Genomic DNA, 16384 nt, shown 5'->3' on the forward strand with positions numbered 1-16384 from the left:
ACACCGTGTTTAGTTTTGCCCTACTTTTGATTTGCTACGCTTTAATATCGGTTCGAGGGGGCGGACGAATGGCGCTAATCAGTTGCAGGGAATGCGGAGCCAAGGTCAGCGACAAGGCCAACGGGTGTCCGCAGTGCGGTGCTCCAGTGCCGAAAAAGAGAGACGCCGTCAGTTCACTGGCGCGCTGGCTGCTCATCATCTTCCTGGGTATCCCTGCGCTCGTCGGCTTCTTGGCCGCAGTGTCATCTGGCGGCACTGATTCGCCGGCGAGCCCCAAGGCGACTGCCAAGAAAGAAGACAGCGAGGCCGTACTCGCCGCACGCGCGTGTAGCGAGGCTCAGAGAGCTGTTCGCGCCAGGCTCAAGGCACCTGCCACCGCCGAGTTTCCCGGCTGTGTTTTTGGCATGCATGAGTACGTCATAAAATCCAACCCTGAGCGAACGAAGTACTTCGTACAGGGCTTCGTCGATGCCGAAAACTCGTTCGGCGCCAAGCTGAGAAACAAGTTCGGCGTGATTCTGACCCGCAACGGCGAATCTTGGACCGCCGACAAAGTGGCGATCGAATAACTCTAGCTGGCGCTTTTCTCGCCCAGCCCTTTGATGATCTGCGACACGGCAGCCGCATCCGCCTCGCTCAGCTCGGCGACGTAGCGTGCGAAGGTCTCACGCAGCTCCTGGTGAGCGCGAGATCCGGCGGAAGGCTTCAGCGGTTGATAGTTGACCTTTAAAGTCTGGATTGGATCGACATATTCCGCATCCAACTCTTGTGGTTCACAGCCCAGGAGTTTCGCTGCGCGAATTAGCTCGCCCTTGCTGACCCCACGCTTTGCCCAGTTAACAACCGTCTGCGCACTGACCCCCATGGCGACGGCAAATTCCGCCTGCTTCATCCCTGAGGCTCGGAGCTTCGCCTCAAAAATGTGACCGCTTTCCTTGCTCATAAAGTAATTGTTTATTGAGCTTCGCTGCAGCGCAATAAACGCGGTGTTTGCATAACATACACACCATGTTTATTCTGTGGCTCATGAGCGCACTTCTGCGAGCAATCGACATGGTCGGGACCCAGGCAAAAATGGCCGAAGATCTCGGCGTTTCGCCTATGGCCGTGAGCAATTGGGTCAAGCGCGGCGTGCCGCCCCGTCGCGCTCCCCAGATCGAAGCCCTTGTCCAAGGCCGGGTCACTTGCGCTGAACTCTGCCCCGAGGTTTTTGCCCGGGTTCTGAGACCATCCATTGGTCAGGGCATCGAAGGCCAGGGCCTCGATCAAAACCCGGCTCACGCCACGCCGGCGCCGTCGGCCGAACAGAGGGCCGCATGAGCCGCCCCACCCCCAGTCTCCTCCAGCCAGCGCCAACCACGCTGGCACCTTCGCCGGCCGCATTCCCCCGCGGCCGGTCTTTCTATTCCTGGGCGAGCGCTCGATGAGCCAGCCCAACTCCTTGGTGGAAACTTCGCCGCTTGGAGACCTGCTCCGGCGCGTGGATGACGCGCAGCGTGCGCGTGTGGAGAGGAGAGTGTCGCTTATTCGCGCTCGCCTTCTCGGGCTGCGAACTCGCCCATCGCGAAGAGATGGTCGAGCACCTTTGTTACTTGCGGGGCGAGTTTCTCTCCTAAAAGCAAGGATTCGAGATCCTCGGTGGTGTCTTGCACGGCGCGCTGATGGAGATCTCTGATGGTTCCGCCTCGCAATTTTGCGATTTCCCCCAGGCAGACGATAACGGTGTGCTTCAACGCGATGATCTGCGCTGCAAGGTGGATTGTCGTTTCTTCTTCCATGCCGGTCCTCGGTGTCGGGGGTGTGCTGTGAGAGGCCCCACTCTACCGCCACCGCTGGACCGGCTCCATTTCCCTGCTCCTGTTTCATAGCGCTCCCCCTGACTTCCCTGCGCCCCACGGCGTGACCCCTAGAACGATAGGCCTGAGGAGACGGGCACACCATGAAGGAAATTCCTTCACTGCTGCTGGATACGCTGGACGAGGTGATCCTGCGGCACACGGAGCGGTATCTCACTGCCAGCAACATCAGCGAGGAGACGCATGCTCTGCGCGTGCGTGAGTTGATCCTGGAACGCACGCCGGCCCGCAAGCGGGTGGCCAGCGACTTCCCCCTGGGCGAGGACCTGTTCCATGTCCAGGACCAGGGCGGCCAGAAGATCCGCCGCTGGCGAAATCCCAACATCTCGGCGCGCATGTCGGTAGGCGTGCTCGAGGCGATGGTCCAGGCCCTGGGCGAGCCGTACATCCTGCACTGCAAGCAGGAGCTGGCGCAGCGCATGGGCGGCATGTTCGTCCCCTGCCCGTCCGGCACCGCGCCGGAGGTGACCTCCGTAGCGGACTTCATGCGGGAGGTGGGCGAGCTGCTGAACTCCTGGGCGACGGTGGCTGTGGGCGGCATCAACGGCGAGGACGATCCCGCCAAGCTGCGGGAGTCCATGCGCGAGATCGACGACGTGATCGCACAGGCCATGCGCATGCGCAACATGCTGGAGGCGGCGCTGGCCGAGGCGCTGGCTCCTAGGGGCGCGGCATGATCCCGCTGCAGACGCGGGTCTACCTGATCGACAAGCGCCATGTGGCGGCCATCCTGCGTGGCGAGGGGTGCATCGCCAACCTGCCCTTCGATGCGGAACTGGTGGGCTACTCCCCTGGCAAGGACAACGCACTGGGGGTGCTGTACTTCAGCGCGACCTTCGCGCCCGTGCCCCGCGGTGAGCAGGTGCCCATGGTGCCGGCTGTGTTCCGGAAGCGCGCATGAAGCGGTATCGCCACGTAGGCCTGCGCAAGCCGCCGCATTACTTCCCCTGCGATCCGGCCTACTACCTGGACGGGTTCCCCGGGCAGGCCTTGATGACCAGCGGCTTCGCCTGGCGCTGCCCGGCTTGCCGGGACACGCCTGCCGACTCCGCGCAGTGCCAGATCTGCAACCGGACCGGGCAGGTCGCGCTGGATGACAGGCGGGTGCACCGCGCGCAGGTGAGTGGATGAGCGAAGCGCTCGATCCCGTGCAGTCCGCGCTCGATGAGCTGAGAGGCTTCGGCTTAGTCGTGGATCGCCTGCTGCTGGGGCCGCCGGCCTCGGGCAAGGTGCACCGCGTTGACGTGGAGGGCCAGAAGCGCGGCAAGAAGGCGGGCTGGTACATCGCCTACGAGGTGCTCCTTGACGACGGCCGGCGCGTGGTGGTCGGCAGCTACGGCATCTGGCAGGGCTCGGAGAGCAATGCCCAGAAGTTCAAGATCCGCGGCGGCAAGCTGGACGAGTCGGCCCGGGCGCGTGTCCAGGAGCGGCAGAAGCAGCTCGCGGCCGAGGCCGAACGAGCCGAGCATGACCTGCTGCGCGAGGTGCAGAAGCGCGCCGCGGAGATCTGGAAGCAGCTGCCCGGGGATTCGATCCGCTCGCCATATCTTCAGGCCAAGGGAGTGAGGCCGTACGGACTGCGCCAGGCGCGAGACGGGGGCATTGTGGTGCCGGCACGCAATACGGCCGGCATGATCACGCAGCTGCAGTTCATCTCGGGTGACGGAGGCAAGAAGTTCCTGACCGGGCCGGGCAAGAAGGGCAGCTTCCACATGCTCGGCGCGGTGGCCAATGAGAAGCCGCTGGTTTTCGCCGAGGGCTACGCCACCGGCGCCACGATCCACGAGGCCACGGACTGGCCGGTGGTGGTCTGCTTCGACTCCGGCAATGTCCTGGTGGTGGCCAAGCTGCTGCGCGTGGTGTACCCGGACGTGCGCTTCATTTTCGCCGGCGACGACGACCACGAGAAGAAGGAAAACGCCGGGCTCAAGACCGCCACCGAGGGCGCCAAGGCGTTCAAGGGCGCGATGGTGATGCCTCGCTTCGAGGATCCCGCCGGGAAGACGGACTTCAACGACATGGCGGCGGAGCAGGGCCTCGCCGCGGTCAAGGAACGCCTGCTCAAGGCCTGGACCCCTACGCTCCCGGCTGCGCCTCAGGGGGCGTCCACGGGCAGCTGGAAGGATGAGCTGGTCTGGGGCGATACCGGCCTCAAGGCGATGACGCACAACGTCATGCTGGTGCTGCTGAACCACGAGGCCTGGCAGGGCGTGCTGGCCTTCGACCAGTTCGCCAAGCGCATCGTGAAGCGCCGGCCACCACCCTACGGTGGCGAAGCCGGGGCGATGACGGATTCGGACGAGATCGAAATGGCGGCTTGGTTCGGTCGCAAGGACACTTTCCGGATCGCGGTGCCGACCATGGTGGCACGCGAGGCCTCCATCGCGGTGGCCAAGCGCTTCGCCTTCCACCCGCTGCGGGATTGGCTGGACTCCCTGACCTGGGACGGCACAGAGCGCATCCCCACCTTCTTCAGCGACTTCTGCGGCACCGACCAGACGGAGATGCACAAAGGGTTTGCCCTCAACTTCTTCATCTCCTCCGTCGCTCGCGTGCGCCAGCCGGGTTGCAAGGCGGACTTGATGCTGGTGCTGGAAGGCGAACAGGGCGCCAGAAAGTCAACGCTGGTCAACATGCTGTTCGGCGATGAGTACTTCGCCGACCTGGGCACACCGCCCAGCGACAAGGATTTCTACGTCATCATTCAGGGCCGGTGGGGCGTCGAGATCGGCGAGCTGTCGAGCTTCGCCAAGGCGGAGAGCTCACACATCAAGCGCGCGGTCTCCTCGCGCATCGACCGCTTCCGGTCGCCCTATGGCCGCAACGCCGAGGACTACCCCCGGGAATGCATCTTCGTGGGCACGGTCAACAACTCGGACTGGCAGCGCGACGAGACCGGCGGCCGCCGATACATGCCGGTGGTGGTCCGTGACGTGAACATCGACGCGATCCGCGATGTGCGGGAGCAGCTGTGGGCCGAGGCCGATGCGAGGTTCAAGCGCGGCGAGCCCTGGCACATCCTGCCGGAAGGCGCCTACGAGGCCCAGGAACAGCGCTACGTCGAGGATATCTGGGCGGAGCAGATTTACCGCTGGCTGGAAGGCAAGGCGGCAGAGGACCGCTACCTGGCCCGTCTCGGCTACTACCACCGCAAGCCGGTGGAGATCACCACGGCCGCCGACATCCTGCTCTTCGCCCTGGACGTGGAGCGCAAGAAGCAGGACAAGCCGCTGCAGACGCGCGTGGGGAACCTCATGCGCCGCTTCGGCTGGGGCCGGCAGCAGAAGCGATTGGGCGCGACTCGGGTGTGGCAATACACACGCCCGCCCGAGGACGCGGCAAAGGTGGAGACATGAATGTCACCACCGTCACCAAGGTGGCACCACCTTGTCACCACCGCGAAAGCCTGCAATTTCGCGGGTTGTCACCACCGTCACCACCTTGACCACTCACAGGCGCGCGCACCTGCGCGCACGTATGCGCCCGCGTACATGCACGTGCGTGAGGTGTTCTGTTGGTGGTGACGGTGGTGACAGTGGTGACAAGCCAGATGGAATCAGGGGTTTTCAGCGGCACAACCTGCTGTCACCACCATGAGACGTGGTGACAGGGAGCGAGGGAAGCGATGACGGAAACAGAGATCGAGCGGCTGGAGAATCGCCTGGAGAACTGGGCGCGATGGGCCAAGGCCGATGGGCATGAACGTGCGCGCTGTGCCAGCGCCGAAGGAGCGTATGTCGCGCCTGCCGCTGACGAGGACAGGCTGGTCCGATCGTCCGCCTGCCCTGTCGATGCCAGGGACGCCCGCTTCATCGAAGAGGCCCTGGTCTCTCTGCCCAGCAAGGCGGACCGCCTGTTCATCGTGTACGTCTACTTGCTTCGCCGTTATCCAGGCGAGATCGCGAGGAAGCTAAAGTTCGACGTGGACCATTACGAGGCCCTGAAGCAGCGCACCTTGCGCCGTCTCGCTGATCGAATCGCGGCTGCCAGCAGCGTGCGCCTGATCGCGCGAGGCAAGCCGATCTGGGCAGGGCTTGCAAAGTGAATTCGCACGGCGGTATAAAGCCATCCACAACTTGATCCCTCCTCCAGGAGCGCACGGCAGCCGGTACGGCTGCCGTGCTGCGAACGAAGGAAAATGAAGGCCCGCCAACCAGCGGGCCTTTCTCGTTTGGACGCATGAGCGGGCTCTACGGCTACCGATGGCAGAAGGCTCGCGCGGCATTCCTCCGCGAGCATCCGCTCTGCACGCACTGCCAGCGCCGCGGCCTGGTTACGCCGGCCGCCATCGTTGATCACATCACTCCGCATCGCGGCGATGAGGTGCTGTTCTGGGACGTGGCGAACTGGCAGCCGCTGTGCAAGCCCTGTCACGACAGCTGGAAGCAGGCCATCGAGAAGGGCAAAGAGGCCTGGGGAGCGGACGGCAACGGCCTGCCCACCAGTCCGGCTCACCCGTGGAACCGGAACGACACCCGGAGGGGTGGGTAAAAACTCAGGGCCGCCTGCTTCTAGACCGGCGTCCCAAGCTTTGTTCGCAAGATCGCGAAATGAAGGGGGTGGGGGTTAAACAGTAGGAGGTACCATGCAAGGCAGACCGCCAACGCCGACGGCCCTGAAGGTCGTTGGAGGCAACCCCGGACACCGGCCGCTGAACAAGCAGGAGCCGGACCCGATGAAGCTGAAGGACCTCACGCCGCCGGCGTGGCTTCCGGAAGACGCACAGGCGGTGTGGAGCGAGCTGGCGCCGGTGTACGAGCGGGCCGGCCTGCTGACCGAGGTGGACGTGGAGCAGTTCGCGCAGCTCTGCTACGCGGCATGGCAGTTCCGGGTGACGGCCGACAAGGTTGCGAAGCATCCGGTCAACGTCTCGTCCACCACGGGCAATGAGTTCATGAACCCCCTGGCCAGTTACCAGTCGATGATGGCCAGCATGGCGAACAAGCTGGCGGTGCAGTTCGGCGGAACCCCCGCTGCGCGCTCGCGTATCGCCATCCAACCGCAGGGCGATCTGTTCGGCGGCGACCCGCTGGGCCAATTCCTCCGCTCCGCGCCGAAGTCGGCGTAGGCCATGGGGACCGCGGTACCGCCCGAGGGTCAGCAGCGGGCGGCGACGGCCGGTGTCCTGCCCTACACCGACGGCACGCAGCACTTGCCGCGCGCCGGCTACGAGGACGATCCGGTCCGCGACTACGCCGACCAGGTGGTCTCCGGCGGGATCGTCGCAGGCCCGCACGTCCGGGCTGCCTGCGCTCGGCACCTGCGCGACCTGGAGGACGGCCACAAGCGCGGCCTGAGGTTCGATAAGGACCTTGCGCTCTACTACATCGCCTTCGTGGAGAACTTCCTCTGCCTGAATGGCGGGCAGTTCGAGGGACGGCCGTTCCTGCTCGGCCTGTGGCAGAAGTTCATCCTCGGCTCGCTGTTCGGCTGGCTGAAGACGAACGGCAAGCGCCGCTTCACGCAGGCGTACATCGAGATCGGCAAGGGCAACGGCAAGAGCCCGCTGGCTGCGGCCATCGGCCTGGCCGGGCTGATCATCGACCAGGAGCCGCGCGCGGAGATCTACGCCGCGGCGACGAAGAAGGATCAGGCGATGATCCTCTTCCGCGACGCGGTGGCGATGGTGGATCAGTCCCCGCTGATCGCCAGCCGCATCCAGAAGAGCGGCCGCGATGAGAAGGTCTGGAACCTCAGCTACCCGTTGCTGGGCAGCTTCTTCCGCCCGATCAGCGCGGACGACGGGCAGTCCGGCCCGCGCCCGCATGTCTCGCTGGTGGACGAGCTGCACGAGCACAAGTCCGCCGCGGTGCTGGACATGCTCGAAGCCGGCCAGAAGGGCCGCGAGCAGCCGCTGCTGGTGTCGATCACCAACAGCGGCACCGACCGGCAATCGGTCTGCTACATCCACCATGAGGCCGGCGTCAAGCTGGTCAACGCGAAGCCCGGCGAGGAGGGCTTCGACGATTCACGATTCGTCTACATCTGCGCCCTGGATGTCGGCGACGACTGGAAGCGAGACCCGGCCTGCTGGATCAAGGCCAACCCGAACCTGGGCGTCTCGATCTTCCTGGACTACCTGGAACGCCAGGTGCTCCAGGCCAGGAACATGCCGAGCAAGGCGAACAAGGTGGCCCGCCTCAACTTCTGCGTCTGGACGGACGCGGAGGAAGCCTGGATCGGCGCCGAGGCCTGGCTGAAGTGCGAGGTGCCACTGGACCTGGAGAAGTTTCGCCGGCGAAACGCGACGATGGGCATCGATCTGTCGAAGCGCCGCGACCTCACGGCGGTGGCGTACTTCGTGCCGGACGACGCAGGCGGCGGCGATGCCTTCGTGGATTTCTGGTCCCCGGCCGACAACCTGGCGGACCGGGCCTGGGAAGACAAGGTCAACTACCTGCAGTGGCGTGATGAGGGGTTCCTCCACGCCGTGCCGGGTTTATCGGTGGAGTATGACCGGGTCTGCCGGGATCTCCGCCGCCGCATCGATGACCTGGACCTGCAGGTCGATACGGCCGCCTTCGATCGGTGGCGCATTGAGGAGTTCCAGAAGGAGCTCGACAAGATGAGCTTCGACCTGCCGCTGAAGGAGTTCGGGCAGGGCTTCAAGGACATGGCGCCCGCAGTGGAGCGCCTGGAAAACCTGCTGCTGAACGAAAAGCTGCGGGTGCACATGAACCCGGTCCTGCGCTGGAACGCCGCCAGCGTGGTTACCGAGGAAGACGCGGCGGGCAATCGCAAGTTCACAAAGCGCAAGGCAACGGGCCGCATCGACGGCATCGTGGCTCTGGCTATGGCCGTGAGCGTGGCGGTGCTGGCGGAAGGCGACAACGGCAACCTGGATGATTTCTTCAGAAACCCGGTGATCTGATGACTGCATTGGTGAAGGTACAGCAGCCCGGGCTGATCAAGTCTACGCTGCTGCGATGGCTGGGGGTGCCGATCCATCTGACAGATGGTGAGTTCTGGGCGACCTATTACGGGAACAGCGTTGCGGGACAGTCGGTCACGATCGACAGCACGCTCAAGCTCTCAACGGCATGGGCCTGCATTCGTTTGATCTCGCAGACGATTGCGACCCTGCCCATCAACATGTACCAGCGTGCTGCCGATGACAGCAAAAGCATCGCGCGCGATCACCCGCTGCACGAGTTGCTTCGCTATCAGCCGAATGCAGACATGACCGCAGTGCAGTTCTGGGAGGTGTACATCGCCAACCTGCTGCTGGGCGGTATGTCCTACAGCCAGAAGCACCGCAACGGAGCCGGGCGCCTGGTGGCGCTGGACCTTCTACTTCCGCAGCGCATGCAGCGTACGAGGACGCCCGAGGGATCGTTCCAGTACCGCTACACGGAGAGGAATGGCGCGGTTCGCGAGATCCCGGAGGCGCAGATCTGGTGTCAGCCGGGGTTTTCTCTTGACGGGGAGACCGGTCTCTCGGCGATCTACTATGGCGCCAAGGTGTTCGGCACGGCGCTAGCCGCGGACGAGGCAGCTGCAAAAACATTCCAGAACGGCATGTTGCCGACGGTGTACTTCTCGATGCCGACCACTCTCACGCAAAAGCAGCGTGATGAGTTCCGCGAGAACAAGAAGAAGATCACCGGAGCCATCAACGCCGGTGAGTCTCCGCTCCTCGAGGCCGGCATGAAGGCCGAGACCATCGGCATCAACCCCGCAGATGCGCAGCTGCTGGAGAGCCGTGGCCGCAGCGTAGAGGAAATTTGCCGCTGGTTTGGTGTGCCGCCCTGGATGGTGGGCCATGCAGGAAGTGGCCAGACCAAATGGGGGACGGGTATGGAGCAGGAGCTGATTGGCTTCCTGACCTTCACCCTGCGCCCGCTGCTGAGCCGCATTGAGCAAGGCATTCGAAAGGACCTTCTGCTTCCGGCTGAGCGCTCGCGCTACTTTGCCGAGTTCGCTGTGGAAGGCCTGCTCCGTGCGGACAGCGCGGCCCGCGCGCAGTTCTTCAGCACGATGGTGCAGAACGGCCTGATGACCCGCAATGAGGCTCGGGCCAAGGAAAACCTGCCGCCGGTTGAAGGTGGAGATATCCTCACGGTCCAGTCCAATCTGCTGCCGCTGGACAAGCTCGGCGGCACTACGGCTGCCGCCGAGAACGTCAAGAATGCCATCCTCGCGTGGATCAACGAGGACAAGACGGGCATGCAGCTCGCCGCATGATCGTGAAGCGTATTGCTGGCGCCACGCGGGTGCTCGGCGCACCTGCAGATTGGAAAGACGACGGCAGCTGCGTTGGGCTTCCGGTCCGTGACGTCGCAACCCCGGAGGGCCCGTTCATGGTCTCCGCCTGGGAGCCGACACCAGAAGAACTCGCCGCCCTCGCCCGTGGCGAGACCCTGAAGTTATGGATTCGCGGGACCAGTCATCCCGTCGTTGCTGTGTCCGTTGGAGATATCCAGGAATGAATCGCAAGTCTGCCTCTATCCAGTACCGCGCTTTCGAATACGACGTGAAGTCCGTTGGCGAGAAAGGAGCCTTCTCGGGCTACGCCTCGGTGTTCGGTGTCGTTGATAGCTATAACGAGATCGTCGCTCCTGGTGCCTTCGTGGAAAGCCTGGCCCAGACACGTGCCAAGGGTCGTTCCTTGCCGGTGCTCTGGCAGCACCGAGTGGGCGAGCCGATCGGGGACTGGAAGATGGAGTCGCTGAAGGAAGATGCCCATGGCCTCTTTGGCGATGGTCAGCTCTGGCTGGACGATGCGCCGTATGCGCGTATCGCACAGCGCGGCATGGCGTCTCGCTCCATCACCGGCCTGTCTATCGGCTACTACGTTCGCCAGTCGAGCTACGACGAGAAGACCAAGCTCCGGACGCTGCAGCAGCTGGACCTGGTCGAGATCTCGGTAGTCACCACGCCAGCGAACGACGATGCCCGCATCGAGACCGTCAAGAGCAAGCTGGCCCACGGTGGCCTTCCCACACTTTCTGAGTTCGAGCAGCTCCTGCGTGAGGCAGGCTTCTCCAAGACCCAAGCCGCGGTGATCGCCAATCGCGGCTTGAAGCATCTGCTCAACCGGGGTGAGCCCGGGGGCGCCGGCGGCGATGTCGCGGGCCTTCTCGGCTCCATTCAATTCCCCAAGTTCTGAACGAGGTTACCCATGAAACTCTATGCAACCCTGGGCTCCGTTATCGCGGTGGCCCTGATGTCCATGCTGTTCGTCGGCGATGCCAGCGCCGCAGTGATTCCCATCGGCGGCATGGCCAGCATTGCCGGCATCGGCATGCCGATGCTGATGGCCGGTATCGGCGCCAGTGGCGCCTATGGTGGCTTCCAGCTGCGGCGCCATCTCGGCACCAAGGGCGGTGAAGGCGGCGGCAGTGGCGGTGACAACGATGACCCCGAAGCCGGCATGAAGAAGGCGGCTACCGAACTCAAGCGCCTCGGTGATGAACTGAAGAGCTTTGCCGAGACCGCCAAGTCTGAGATCAAGAAGAACGGCGAAATGTCCGCCGAGACCAAGGCCAAGGTCGATGAACTTCTGGTGAAGCAGGCCGAGCAGCAGAACGAGTTCTCCGCCCGCATCGCCGAGCTGGAGCAGAAGTCGGTACGCCGCGGTTCGGGTGAGCCGGCGCAGGCCAAGAGCGTCGGCGAACAGTTCGTGGAACACGCTGACTTCAAGGCCGCGGCCGAGAACTTCGACGGCAAGTCGAAGATCCGCGTTGGCATGAAGTCCGTCACCTCGCTGCCCAACAGCGGCGGCGCCCTGGTGCGTCCGGACCGCATCGCCACCCCCGTCATGCTGCCCGACCGTCGCCTGACGGTGGTGGATCTGCTGACGCCGGGGCGGACCAGCTCCAACCTGGTCGAGTATGTCCGCGAAACCGGCTTCGTGAACAACGCCAACGTGGTCAGCGAGGGTGCGCGCAAGCCGGAATCGAACATCACCTTCGAGCTCGACGACGCCAAGGTGCGCACCATCGCCCACTGGATCAAGGCCAGCCGACAGATCCTCTCCGACGCGCCGGGCCTGGCCTCGATGATCGACGGCCGCCTGCGCTATGGGCTGGACTTCAAGAAGGAGCTGCAGGTCCTCAAGGGCAGCGGCGTTGGCGAGAACCTGCACGGCATCATCCCCCAGGCTTCGGCCTTCACGCCGGCCTTCACGCCGATGCTGCAGACGCGTATCGACATCCTGCGTCTGTCGCTGTTGCAGGCCGAGCTGGCTGAGTATCCGGCGACCGGCATCGTCCTGCACCCCACGGACTGGGCCCAGATCGAGCTGACCAAGACCACTGAGGGTGCGTATGTCTTCGCCAACCCGGTCGCGTTGGCTGGCCCGGTCATGTGGGGTCGGCCGGTGGTTGCCACCCAGGCGATGGATCTCGGCGAATTCCTGACTGGCGCCTTCCGCCTCGGCGCGCAGTACTTCGACCGCGAGCAGGCCGCCATCCTGGTGGCCACCGAGAACGAGGATGACTTCGTGAAGAACCTGATCACGATCCTCGCGGAAGAGCGCGGCACGCTGGCGGTGTACCGCCCCGAGGCCTTCAACACCGGTGACTTCGGCGACTTCGACGGCACCTGATCGTAGGCCTGGCGAAGAGGGGCCGGCGCATACCGGCCCCTCTTTTTTGGGGGGGACTCATGAATCAAACCTGGATTGCCTGTCGCGGCTTCGATGACGCCGTGCTGGGCAGGGTGCGGCGCGGAGATGTCGTTGACGGAATCTCCGAGGCGCGCCGCCGCAGCCTTGAGGGCAACGGCTTGATTGCGCCCGATAACAAAATGGCCCCTGGGCCGCAGAACCAGATGCGCCCTGCGCCACTGGGAAAAGCATCAACCGCTGGGCGGGATCAACCGTCGTCTGCATCGCCAGCGGCCCCAGCCTCACCGCAGACGACTGCGAATCTGTTCGGGCCTGGCGTTTCGCCGGCGAAACGTCCGCGCAAGAAGCGCGGCGCGTCATCGTCATCAACAGCAGCTTCAGGATAGCCCCCTGGGCCGATGTGCTGTACGCCTGCGATGAGCCCTGGTGGAAGGTTCATGCCCAGGAGGTGCGCCGGATGTTCCATGCGGAACTCTGGACCCAATGCGAGGCTGCGGCTTCGCGGTACGGACTGCAGCGCATGCCCTCTCAAAACCTGCCCGGACTGAGCGATCGGCCGGGGCATATCAACCAGGGCGGCAACAGCGGCTACCAGGCCATCGGCCTGGCACACCAGTTCGGCGCCTCCCGGGTGCTGTTGCTGGGCTATGACATGCAGCGCACCGGCGGCAAGAGCCACTGGCACGGGGATCACCCGAGGCCGCTGGGGAATCTGGGGAAGCTGCTCCCCAACAAGTGGGTGCTGCAGATGGACCGGCTGGCCCAGGACGCCGTAGAGCGTGGCCTGGAAATCATCAACTGCTCGAGGGAGACGGCCCTGCGCTGCTTCCCTCGCAAACCTATCGTGGAGTGCCTCGGCGAATGAGGGACCTGATCATCAACGGCATGCACGGCCTGGGGGACAACATCCACCAGCGTGCCCTGGTGCGGCAGCTCACCAGGACGAACCGCGTCTGGCTGCGCACGCCCTGGCCTTGCGTCTACCACGACCTGGCCGGGCCCAACCTGAAGTTGGTGCAGCCGGTGACGCGGCTGCGCACCCAGGCGAAGAACGCCGCCCGCGAGGCCCAGAAATTCACGCGCGAGCGTGTGCCCGCCGCCCGGACAGTTCAGGTCAGCTATCAGCCCCAGGCTGTGCGGAATGAGGGCTCGGTGCTGGCGGCCCTGCTCAAGTCTGCCGGCGGCGAGCCGCGCAGCGCGGACTTCCGCCTGCCGGTGCCGCAGGCCTGGCACGACCGTGCCGCGGCCTGGATCGCGCGCTGGAACCCGCAGAAGCCGCTGCTGCTGTTCCGGCCCCTGCACGAGCGCAGCGAGTGGGGCGGCTGCCCCGCGCGCAACCCGGACCACGCGGCCTATGCGGAGCTGCTGGAGTCGATCCGCGACCGCTACTTCGTCGTCAGCATCGCGGACCTGGAGCCGCAGCGCGAATGGCTCGTGGGCCCGCGGGTACAGGGCGACGTGGAATGCCATGCCGGCGAGCTGGACTTCGAGACCATCGCGGCGCTGACCGAGCGCGCCGGGCTGGTGTTCAACACCCCGGGGTTCATGACGGTGCTGGCCCAGGCCGTCGGCGCGCCGGCGGTGACGGTGTTCGGCGGCTACGAGGACGCCGAGTCCTTCTCGGCCGGCGCGCACTACACCGCCTGGCTGCCGATCGAACCGATCCAACCCTGCAACTGCTTCTCACACGGACATGCCTGCGACAAGCGCATCGACATGCCCGCCGCCCTCGCCGCCCTGCAGAGCTTCGCCGATGAAACTCTCAACCGTCAGCCGCTCGCGGCTTAACCTCCGCCCGCTCGACTGGACCGGCCTGGAGCGCCGGTTCATGAATGAGAGCGAGCTGGAGACCCTGGTGGCGCTGGTGGCCAGCGTGAAGCCGAAGGGCGTGCTGGAGTTCGGCGTGAACACCGGCCGCACCTCCAAGGCGATCCTGCGGCACGTACCGGGGATCCAGTGCTACCAGGGCATCGACGTGCTGCCGGGCTACGTCACGGAGCGCCTGGTGCAGCGCAAGGAAGTCCCGGAGGATCCCGGCCACCTCGCCCGCGGGGACAGCCGGTTCCACCTGGTGCTGAGCGCCCAGGGCTCGCTGGACCTGACGGCGGCTGACCTGCAGCGCTGCGACGCCGCCTTCATCGACGGTGACCATGGCCGCAGGGCCGTGGAGCACGATTCGCGCCTGGCGCGCCAGCTGGTGCGTCCCGGCGGGATCATCATCTGGCACGACTATCACGACCTCGGCAACGTCGATGTGCGTGAGGTCCTGCACGAGCAGGCCGCCGCCGGCGCGAACATCCAGCACGTGAAAGGCACCTGGCTGGCCTTCGAGCGGGTGGCGGGATGAGTACCCCCAACCTGGTCACCCTGGAGGAGGCACGTCAGCAGGTGCGACTGGACGCCGATCTCTTGGACGAAAATCTGGCGCTGTATATCCAGGCCGCGTCCGAACAGTGCGTGGAGTTCCTGGGCCGGCCGCTGTACCTGACTGCCGAGGAGCTGGCCGCGGCACAGGCCTCGACCAGCGACCGCGAGGACGACCCGAACGCCATGGTGGTCAACGGCTCGATCCGGGCGGCCTGCCTGCTGATCGTTGCGGATCTGTACCGCTTCCGCGAGAACCGGGACCAGAGCCCGATCAACCAGGCGGCCACGAACCTGCTATGGAAGTTCCGCGTGGGATTGGGTGTCTGATGGCCTGCGAAGCCTGCCGCCGCCGGCGCGAGAAGCTGAAGGAAGCCCTGCGCAACCTGAGGAAGAAGCCATGCCCCTCCCCGCCGGCACGCTGACCCATCGGCTGGTCGTGCAGCGCCCCATTGAAAGTCGAGGCGCCTCGGGCGGAGTGGCCACGACCTTCGAGGACTTCCTTGAGGTCTGGGCGCGTCCGCTCTCCGGCAAGAGTGCGGAGCGCTATACGGGTAGCCAGGTGATCTCCGCCAACTCGCAGATCTGGGAGGTGCGTTATCGCCGCACCATCACAGCCACCATGCGCCTGAAGTGGATCGTGGATGCTGGCTCGCCAGAACTTGCCCGCTACTTCGACATTCAGGGGTCGCCGCTGCCGGACGAGCTGAACGAGCGCATGGCATTGGTGACCATCGAGCGCGAATCCGCCGGGTGGCGCCAGTGAGCGGCGCGCTGGATGGCGTCGCGCAGCTCATGCGCCAGCTTGAGGAGCTGGGCCTGGCGGCGAATGGCAAGGCGCTGCGCGCCGCGGTCCGAGCCGGCTCGCGGCCGGTGGTCAAGCGCGCCAAGCAGCTGATCCCGGAAGGCGCGGATGCGCACCGCACCTATCGCGGCCGGCTTGTTACCCCCGGCTTCGCCAAGCGGAGCATCCGTACGGTGACCAAGCTCAGCCGGGACAAGCAAAAGGCAAGCGTCGCCATTGGCGTGCGAGCAGAGGCGTTCTATGCCACGCAATTCGTGGAGCTTGGCACCTCACGCCAAGCGCCCCAGCCTTGGCTCCGGCCCGCGATGGAGCAGACCCAGCAGGAGCAGCTTGCGGCCTTGGGCGATTCGCTAAAGAAGACCATCGAGAAGGCGGCGAAGAAGAAGTGAAGGACCAGCTCTACACCATCCTGAGCACCGCCTCGGGAGTGGAGGCGCTTGTCTCCGATCGCATCTATGCCCTGGTGATTCCGCAGCGCGCCTGGAAGGACCAGCAGGTGCAGCCGTGCATCGTCAGCTCGCAAACGAGCCTGGAGGAGAACGTCTCCTATTGCGGCGCCACGGGCCTTGCCCGCACGCGCTTCCAAATCGACGCCTACGCGGTGGAGTACGAGGCCGCCGGCGAGGTTGCGGCGGCCATCAAGGCGGCGTTGCGTGACTACCGCGGCCTGGTGGGGGGTGTGCTGATCAAGCACGCCGCCCTGGAATCCGAATTCGACCTTACCGACCCGGAACCCGGCCTGTTCCGTGTCCAGCAAACCTGGGCCTTCTGGCATACGACGGAGTGAAC

At 64.9% G+C, this 16384-nt stretch carries 23 protein-coding genes; 21 read left to right on the forward strand and 2 right to left on the reverse strand.

Annotated features, from left to right (window positions below):
• Nucleotides 1-68 precede the first annotated feature (68 nt).
• On the forward strand, nucleotides 69-569 hold the full coding sequence (locus tag C3942_RS00740) for a zinc-ribbon domain-containing protein (RefSeq protein WP_104228421.1): 501 nt from the start codon (nucleotides 69-71) through the stop codon (nucleotides 567-569).
• Nucleotides 570-571: 2 nt separating this feature from the next.
• Here C3942_RS00740 and C3942_RS00745 read toward each other — a convergent pair whose 3' ends face one another.
• Nucleotides 572-943, reverse strand: coding sequence for a helix-turn-helix domain-containing protein (locus C3942_RS00745; protein ID WP_104228422.1), 372 nt, complete (start codon nucleotides 941-943; stop codon nucleotides 572-574).
• Nucleotides 944-1008: 65 nt separating this feature from the next.
• Here C3942_RS00745 and C3942_RS00750 point away from each other — a divergent pair, with 65 nt between their 5' ends.
• Nucleotides 1009-1320, forward strand: a complete 312-nt coding sequence (locus tag C3942_RS00750; protein WP_104228423.1) for a transcriptional regulator — start codon at nucleotides 1009-1011, stop codon at nucleotides 1318-1320.
• Nucleotides 1321-1523: 203 nt separating this feature from the next.
• Here C3942_RS00750 and C3942_RS00755 read toward each other — a convergent pair whose 3' ends face one another.
• Nucleotides 1524-1778, reverse strand: coding sequence for a hypothetical protein (locus C3942_RS00755; protein WP_104228424.1), 255 nt, complete (start codon nucleotides 1776-1778; stop codon nucleotides 1524-1526).
• 161 nt (nucleotides 1779-1939) lie between these two features.
• On the opposite strand from C3942_RS00755, the gene C3942_RS00760 reads away from it, so the two are divergent.
• The 19 genes from C3942_RS00760 to gp17 all read left to right on the forward strand — a co-directional run bounded on the left by C3942_RS00760 (nucleotide 1940) and on the right by gp17 (nucleotide 16382).
• The gene (locus C3942_RS00760; RefSeq protein ID WP_104228425.1) at nucleotides 1940-2533 is read left to right on the forward strand and encodes a DUF8585 domain-containing protein; all 594 of its coding nucleotides are present in this window, start codon (nucleotides 1940-1942) and stop codon (nucleotides 2531-2533) included.
• Nucleotides 2530-2757, forward strand: coding sequence for a hypothetical protein (locus C3942_RS00765; RefSeq protein ID WP_104228426.1), 228 nt, complete (start codon nucleotides 2530-2532; stop codon nucleotides 2755-2757). The genes C3942_RS00760 and C3942_RS00765 overlap by 4 nt, the downstream gene beginning before the upstream one ends.
• The gene (locus C3942_RS00770; protein WP_104228427.1) at nucleotides 2754-2987 is read left to right on the forward strand and encodes a hypothetical protein; all 234 of its coding nucleotides are present in this window, start codon (nucleotides 2754-2756) and stop codon (nucleotides 2985-2987) included. Before C3942_RS00765 ends, C3942_RS00770 begins: the two co-directional genes overlap by 4 nt.
• Complete coding sequence (locus C3942_RS00775) at nucleotides 2984-5212, forward strand: VapE domain-containing protein (RefSeq protein ID WP_104228428.1); 2229 nt, start codon at nucleotides 2984-2986, stop codon at nucleotides 5210-5212. The genes C3942_RS00770 and C3942_RS00775 overlap by 4 nt, the downstream gene beginning before the upstream one ends.
• 269 nt (nucleotides 5213-5481) lie before the next feature.
• Nucleotides 5482-5901 (forward strand): hypothetical protein, encoded by a 420-nt coding sequence (locus C3942_RS00780; protein WP_104228429.1) that lies wholly within the window; start codon nucleotides 5482-5484, stop codon nucleotides 5899-5901.
• A 134-nt stretch (nucleotides 5902-6035) separates the two neighbouring features.
• Nucleotides 6036-6347: an HNH endonuclease gene (locus C3942_RS00785; protein WP_104228430.1), complete on the forward strand. Its 312-nt coding sequence runs from the start codon at nucleotides 6036-6038 to the stop codon at nucleotides 6345-6347.
• A gap of 94 nt (nucleotides 6348-6441) precedes the next feature.
• Nucleotides 6442-6924 carry a phage terminase small subunit P27 family gene (locus C3942_RS00790; protein ID WP_104228431.1) on the forward strand — a complete coding sequence of 161 codons (483 nt, stop codon included), beginning with the start codon at nucleotides 6442-6444 and terminating at the stop codon, nucleotides 6922-6924.
• Between the two features lie 3 nt (nucleotides 6925-6927).
• Nucleotides 6928-8727 carry a terminase large subunit gene (locus tag C3942_RS00795; protein WP_104228432.1) on the forward strand — a complete coding sequence of 600 codons (1800 nt, stop codon included), beginning with the start codon at nucleotides 6928-6930 and terminating at the stop codon, nucleotides 8725-8727.
• Nucleotides 8727-10040 carry a phage portal protein gene (locus C3942_RS00800; protein ID WP_207765926.1) on the forward strand — a complete coding sequence of 438 codons (1314 nt, stop codon included), beginning with the start codon at nucleotides 8727-8729 and terminating at the stop codon, nucleotides 10038-10040. The genes C3942_RS00795 and C3942_RS00800 overlap by 1 nt, the downstream gene beginning before the upstream one ends.
• Nucleotides 10037-10285 carry a hypothetical protein gene (locus C3942_RS00805; RefSeq protein WP_104228433.1) on the forward strand — a complete coding sequence of 83 codons (249 nt, stop codon included), beginning with the start codon at nucleotides 10037-10039 and terminating at the stop codon, nucleotides 10283-10285. The genes C3942_RS00800 and C3942_RS00805 overlap by 4 nt, the downstream gene beginning before the upstream one ends.
• The gene (locus tag C3942_RS00810) at nucleotides 10282-10965 is read left to right on the forward strand and encodes an HK97 family phage prohead protease (protein WP_104228434.1); all 684 of its coding nucleotides are present in this window, start codon (nucleotides 10282-10284) and stop codon (nucleotides 10963-10965) included. Before C3942_RS00805 ends, C3942_RS00810 begins: the two co-directional genes overlap by 4 nt.
• Nucleotides 10966-10977: 12 nt before the next feature.
• Complete coding sequence (locus tag C3942_RS00815; protein ID WP_207765927.1) at nucleotides 10978-12405, forward strand: phage major capsid protein; 1428 nt, start codon at nucleotides 10978-10980, stop codon at nucleotides 12403-12405.
• Between the two features lie 541 nt (nucleotides 12406-12946).
• Nucleotides 12947-13291 carry a hypothetical protein gene (locus C3942_RS00820; RefSeq protein WP_207765928.1) on the forward strand — a complete coding sequence of 115 codons (345 nt, stop codon included), beginning with the start codon at nucleotides 12947-12949 and terminating at the stop codon, nucleotides 13289-13291.
• On the forward strand, nucleotides 13288-14214 hold the full coding sequence (locus C3942_RS21935) for a glycosyltransferase family 9 protein (protein ID WP_133164202.1): 927 nt from the start codon (nucleotides 13288-13290) through the stop codon (nucleotides 14212-14214). The genes C3942_RS00820 and C3942_RS21935 overlap by 4 nt, the downstream gene beginning before the upstream one ends.
• Nucleotides 14215-14254: 40 nt before the next feature.
• Nucleotides 14255-14773 (forward strand): class I SAM-dependent methyltransferase, encoded by a 519-nt coding sequence (locus C3942_RS00825; RefSeq protein WP_165797267.1) that lies wholly within the window; start codon nucleotides 14255-14257, stop codon nucleotides 14771-14773.
• Entirely contained in the window at nucleotides 14770-15120 is a 351-nt protein-coding gene (locus C3942_RS00830; protein ID WP_104228436.1) for a head-tail connector protein, read from the forward strand. The genes C3942_RS00825 and C3942_RS00830 overlap by 4 nt, the downstream gene beginning before the upstream one ends.
• A 70-nt stretch (nucleotides 15121-15190) precedes the next feature.
• Complete coding sequence (locus C3942_RS00835; protein ID WP_104228437.1) at nucleotides 15191-15556, forward strand: head-tail adaptor protein; 366 nt, start codon at nucleotides 15191-15193, stop codon at nucleotides 15554-15556.
• Nucleotides 15553-15984 (forward strand): HK97-gp10 family putative phage morphogenesis protein, encoded by a 432-nt coding sequence (locus tag C3942_RS00840; protein ID WP_133164203.1) that lies wholly within the window; start codon nucleotides 15553-15555, stop codon nucleotides 15982-15984. Before C3942_RS00835 ends, C3942_RS00840 begins: the two co-directional genes overlap by 4 nt.
• Nucleotides 15981-16382, forward strand: coding sequence for a tail completion protein gp17 (gene gp17, locus C3942_RS00845; protein WP_165797268.1), 402 nt, complete (start codon nucleotides 15981-15983; stop codon nucleotides 16380-16382). The genes C3942_RS00840 and gp17 overlap by 4 nt, the downstream gene beginning before the upstream one ends.
• Nucleotides 16383-16384: the final 2 nt, after the last annotated feature.

It is taken from the genome of Solimonas fluminis, from assembly GCF_002930645.1.
Taxonomy (GTDB): domain Bacteria; phylum Pseudomonadota; class Gammaproteobacteria; order Nevskiales; family Nevskiaceae; genus Solimonas_A; species Solimonas_A fluminis.

Bases quoted from the DNA above. Each gene is read 5' to 3' on its own strand.
- C3942_RS00745 (WP_104228422.1), bottom strand. From the start codon at position 943: ATGAGCAAGGAAAGCGGTCACATTTTTGAGGCGAAGCTCCGAGCCTCA.
- C3942_RS00815 (WP_207765927.1), top strand. From the start codon at position 10,978: ATGAAACTCTATGCAACCCTGGGCTCCGTTATCGCGGTGGCCCTGATG.
- C3942_RS00810 (WP_104228434.1), top strand. From the start codon at position 10,282: ATGAATCGCAAGTCTGCCTCTATCCAGTACCGCGCTTTCGAATACGAC.
- C3942_RS00770 (WP_104228427.1), top strand. From the start codon at position 2,754: ATGAAGCGGTATCGCCACGTAGGCCTGCGCAAGCCGCCGCATTACTTC.
- C3942_RS00785 (WP_104228430.1), top strand. From the start codon at position 6,036: ATGAGCGGGCTCTACGGCTACCGATGGCAGAAGGCTCGCGCGGCATTC.
- C3942_RS00740 (WP_104228421.1), top strand. From the start codon at position 69: ATGGCGCTAATCAGTTGCAGGGAATGCGGAGCCAAGGTCAGCGACAAG.
- C3942_RS00800 (WP_207765926.1), top strand. From the start codon at position 8,727: ATGACTGCATTGGTGAAGGTACAGCAGCCCGGGCTGATCAAGTCTACG.
- C3942_RS00765 (WP_104228426.1), top strand. From the start codon at position 2,530: ATGATCCCGCTGCAGACGCGGGTCTACCTGATCGACAAGCGCCATGTG.
- C3942_RS00775 (WP_104228428.1), top strand. From the start codon at position 2,984: ATGAGCGAAGCGCTCGATCCCGTGCAGTCCGCGCTCGATGAGCTGAGA.
- C3942_RS00830 (WP_104228436.1), top strand. From the start codon at position 14,770: ATGAGTACCCCCAACCTGGTCACCCTGGAGGAGGCACGTCAGCAGGTG.
- C3942_RS00805 (WP_104228433.1), top strand. From the start codon at position 10,037: ATGATCGTGAAGCGTATTGCTGGCGCCACGCGGGTGCTCGGCGCACCT.
- C3942_RS00820 (WP_207765928.1), top strand. From the start codon at position 12,947: ATGCCCTCTCAAAACCTGCCCGGACTGAGCGATCGGCCGGGGCATATC.
- C3942_RS00755 (WP_104228424.1), bottom strand. From the start codon at position 1,778: ATGGAAGAAGAAACGACAATCCACCTTGCAGCGCAGATCATCGCGTTG.
- C3942_RS00825 (WP_165797267.1), top strand. From the start codon at position 14,255: ATGAATGAGAGCGAGCTGGAGACCCTGGTGGCGCTGGTGGCCAGCGTG.
- C3942_RS00835 (WP_104228437.1), top strand. From the start codon at position 15,191: ATGCCCCTCCCCGCCGGCACGCTGACCCATCGGCTGGTCGTGCAGCGC.
- C3942_RS00750 (WP_104228423.1), top strand. From the start codon at position 1,009: ATGTTTATTCTGTGGCTCATGAGCGCACTTCTGCGAGCAATCGACATG.
- C3942_RS00795 (WP_104228432.1), top strand. From the start codon at position 6,928: ATGGGGACCGCGGTACCGCCCGAGGGTCAGCAGCGGGCGGCGACGGCC.
- C3942_RS00760 (WP_104228425.1), top strand. From the start codon at position 1,940: ATGAAGGAAATTCCTTCACTGCTGCTGGATACGCTGGACGAGGTGATC.
- C3942_RS00790 (WP_104228431.1), top strand. From the start codon at position 6,442: ATGCAAGGCAGACCGCCAACGCCGACGGCCCTGAAGGTCGTTGGAGGC.
- C3942_RS00780 (WP_104228429.1), top strand. From the start codon at position 5,482: ATGACGGAAACAGAGATCGAGCGGCTGGAGAATCGCCTGGAGAACTGG.
- C3942_RS21935 (WP_133164202.1), top strand. From the start codon at position 13,288: ATGAGGGACCTGATCATCAACGGCATGCACGGCCTGGGGGACAACATC.